Annotated in this window: 3 protein-coding genes; 2 read left to right on the top strand and 1 reads right to left on the bottom strand. The window is 61.7% G+C overall.

All coding sequences use genetic code 11. The annotated features are described in order from the left end of the window. The first annotated feature begins 108 nt into the window (after nt 1-108). Both AACS18_RS09930 and AACS18_RS09935 read left to right on the top strand, forming a co-directional pair. The gene (locus AACS18_RS09930; RefSeq protein WP_108612238.1) at nt 109-1,740 is read left to right on the top strand and encodes a DUF7305 domain-containing protein; all 1,632 of its coding nucleotides are present in this window, start codon (nt 109-111) and stop codon (nt 1,738-1,740) included. A 94-nt stretch (nt 1,741-1,834) separates the two neighbouring features. Further along, complete coding sequence (locus AACS18_RS09935) at nt 1,835-2,236, top strand: VOC family protein (protein ID WP_005343580.1); 402 nt, start codon at nt 1,835-1,837, stop codon at nt 2,234-2,236. Nucleotides 2,237-2,367: 131 nt separating this feature from the next. Here the strand turns inward: AACS18_RS09935 and AACS18_RS09940 are convergent. Further along, the coding region (locus tag AACS18_RS09940; RefSeq protein ID WP_258228694.1) for a carboxypeptidase M32 at nt 2,368-3,487 on the bottom strand (1,120 nt) is incomplete at its 5' end.

Here is a 3,487-nt window from a genome sequence, read left to right on the forward strand (position 1 = left end):
GCCCAGCTATCTGGCGCCTGGGGTAGAGGTGCAGGTGGCCCGTCGCAAGGCGGTCTGGGCGGCAGCGCTGGCCACATCCGGAGCCAACGCCACAGCAGGGGGAGCGGGATGAACAAGGGATTGCAGGGGCAGCGGGGAGCCGTACTGCTGGTGGTGCTGGTGGTGAGCCTGCTGTCGAGTCTGCTGGTGTTTACCAGCATTCAGGAGAACCAGTTGCAGACCCGCCTGAGCGGCAATTTTCACAAGAAGATCAATGCGCAGCTCAGTGCCGAGCAGGGGATGAACGAGAGTTATCGTGCCCTGCATCAGGCACTTGGCGCCGAACCGCGGATAGAGTGGGAGAGGCTGGTGCAGAAGGTGCCTGGCAAGGGGGAAGGAGCCATGGCGGGCAGCCGCTTCCGCATCGATCAGTTGGATGCCTCCGCTGGCAGCAAGCTGGCGTTGCAGAGCCATGGCCGCTATCTGGAGGGTAATGCCAGCCTCAACGCGCTGTTTGCCCTTAAGCGCGAGCCCGGCAATCTCATCTTTCAGGATTCGGTGGTGGCGTGTGAAGGGTTGAGCCTCTCCGGTAGCGGTTTTATCGACAGCTATGATTCGCGCAAGGGGGCGTACAAGGAGTCTGTTTCCGGGACTCTTAATCAGGGGCAAAACGCCAAGGTGGCGACCGTCAGCGACAAGGCCAATGTAGTGCTCGCCGGGCACTCCCCCATCTGGGGTGATGTGCGGGCGACCGGCTCGGTGACCTTGAACGGCTCTTCACCTGTTGCGGGTAATGTACTTGCTGGCGGCGATATCACCATTTCTCCCTCTGATGGGGTCGTAAGGGTTGAGGGAAGAGTGAACGGGAGTGGAAATTTTGCCTTGCAAGGGGGGCATATTGCCGGGGCCGTGTCGATCAATGGAGATGTCTCTATGGGTCATGGCACAAGCATTGCTGACGACAAGTTGAACTATGGTGGGAACGGGGCATTCCTTGATGCCAAGCATCAGAAGTATCTGGATCCCCAATACCGCACTCATCCCAAGCTACCGCCTGTTGCCGGGCAGGTGTGTGACCCGCTCAATGTGACCGCGCTGCCGAACTCTCCCAAGCTGGCCAATCTGCCGCTGAATGGCCCGTTGACGCTGGGCGCCACCCAGCAGATGGTGCTGACCACGGATCCCTCCACCGGCTCGGTTACCAGCAGCAACCAGCACAAGCCCGGGCTGCCGCTCCCCGGCAAGGGGGAGCTGTTTGGCAAGGATCAGACCGTTTACAAGCTCGACAGTCTCAATATGGGGGCCGATGCCACACTCACCATCAAGGGGGATGTGGTGCTGCTGATCGACAAGGATTTCACCATGACTGGCAGCAACAAGTTGACGGTGAGCGAGGGGAGCAGTCTGACCCTGATCGTCAGCGGCAAGGTCGATCTCGGGGCCGGTGCCGAGGTGACGGCAGCCAAACAGGGGCTGACCGCTGGCGGTACGCCCGCTATCTCCATCTATTCCGCGTATAGCGGCAAGGATGGGATCAAGCTGTCGGGCAATACCCCGCTCTATGCCGCCCTCTATGCCCCGCTGACCGAGATGAAGATCAGCGGTAGTGGCGGGCTGTACGGGGCGGTGCGTGCCAAGCATCTGACCGAGAGCGGTGCTGGCGGTGTGCACTACGACGAGGCGCTGGGCATGGCAGATCTGGGGGACGATCAGGGGCCGCCTCCGACATTGGCACTGCGGCAGTGGCACTTTGTGCAGTGAGGCTGGCGAGCCGCTAAAAAGGATCGAATGGGGCGCGCAACTGTGAGATGGTGGAGATCTGTCCACCCAGCCGTTCACTGTTGAGGAGTGCTCCATGCCAGGCCCCGCTCGCGCCGGTGCCCTGATCTATGCCAAGGATCCGGGCCTGCTGACCCACTTTTACCGTACCCTGCTGCAGATGGTGGTCTGCAGTCAGGATGAGCAGTTGGTGGTGCTGGAAAACAGCGATATCCAGCTGCTGATCCACGCCATTCCCGAGCCTTATGCCGGGCAAGTTGTTATCAAGCGGCCGCCGGAATTGCGGGAAGAGGGGGCCATCAAGCTGTTCTTCACCGTCTCCAGCCTCGCTTGGGCAGAAGCGAAGGCGGCGGATCTCGGTGGCGGTTTGCTGCCACAACAGTGGACAGGGCCCGGCTTTGTGGTGCGCAACGCCTTCGACCCTGAGGGCAATATCCTGCAACTGCGCGAGTTGCTGGGTTCCCCGGACCCCCTCTGAACCCTCTCTTTTTACAGCATGGTGGTGGCGTGCTGTGCCATGCACCGCCATAAAAATGAACCGCCATAAAAACGGGGCCCTGTAGTGGTCAACTAAAAAGGCCCCGTTCTGCTGTTAGCTTACTGCGCTCATTACTTCAGGTAGCGCTGTTCCAGATGCTGGCGCAGCCAGTGCGGATTGAGCGCTTCACCAGTGGCGCGGCGCACCAGCTCGTCGGTGCTGTGCAGGCTCCCCTGTGACCAGATGTTGCGCCCGAGCCAGCCGAAGATCTCCGGCAGGCGGCCCGAAGCGATCACCTCACCCATGCTACCCAGCTCTTTCTCGAGGGCAAAGCGCAGCTGGGCGGCATACATGGCGCCCAGGGTGTAGCTCGGGAAGTAGCCGAACGAGCCGTCGGTCCAGTGAATATCTTGCATGCAGCCATTGCGGTAGTTGCCCTTGGTGGAGAGCCCCAGCCACTGCTGCATCTTGGCGTCCCACAGCTCGGGGATGTCGACCACCTCGATCTTCCCTTCCACCAGATCGCGCTCCAGCTCGTAGCGCAGGATAACGTGGGCCGGATAGGTCACCTCGTCCGCATCGACCCGGATAAAGCCCGGCTCGACCCTGCTGTAGAGCTTGGCCAGATTGTCCGGCGCAAACGCCGCCTGCTCGCCGAAGTGGTGACGAATGCGTGGCGCCAGCAGCGCGAGGAACGCGGGATGATGCCCCAGCTGCATCTCGCAAAACAGGCTCTGGCTCTCGTGGATCGCCATGGAGCGGGCCTCGGCCACCGGCTGACCCAGCAGATGGCGCGGCAGCCCCTGCTCGTAACGGGCGTGACCGGTCTCGTGCACTATGCCCATCAGGCTGGAGACAAACTCCTGCTCGTTATAGCGTGTTGTGATCCGCACGTCGGTCGGCACGCCGCCACAGAAGGGATGACTGCTCACATCGAGGCGACCGTGTGCGAAATCAAAGCCGAGCAGCCCCATTACCTCCTGACCGAGCGCCTGCTGGGTGGGGATGGGGAAGGGGCCTTGCGGCAGCAGCAGGGCATCGCCCTTTTGTTGTTCACTCACGGTCTGGATAAGAGCTGGCAGCCAGCTGGCGAGATCGCCGAAGATCTGATCCAAGCGCGCGCTGGTCATGCCGGGCTCATAGAGAGCCAGCATGGCGTCGTAGGGGCGCACGCCAAGCGCATCGGCCCGCAGTTGTGCCACTTCACGGGAGAGTTTCACCACCTCCTCGAGATTGGGGGCAAAACCGGCC

The sequence above is a fragment of the Aeromonas sp. HMWF015 genome, from assembly GCF_963878965.1.
Lineage (GTDB): Bacteria > Pseudomonadota > Gammaproteobacteria > Enterobacterales > Aeromonadaceae > Aeromonas > Aeromonas veronii.

Coding starts and splice junctions, on each gene's coding strand:
- AACS18_RS09930 (WP_108612238.1), top strand. CDS start 109: ATGAACAAGGGATTGCAGGGGCAGCGGGGAGCCGTACTGCTGGTGGTG.
- AACS18_RS09935 (WP_005343580.1), top strand. CDS start 1,835: ATGCCAGGCCCCGCTCGCGCCGGTGCCCTGATCTATGCCAAGGATCCG.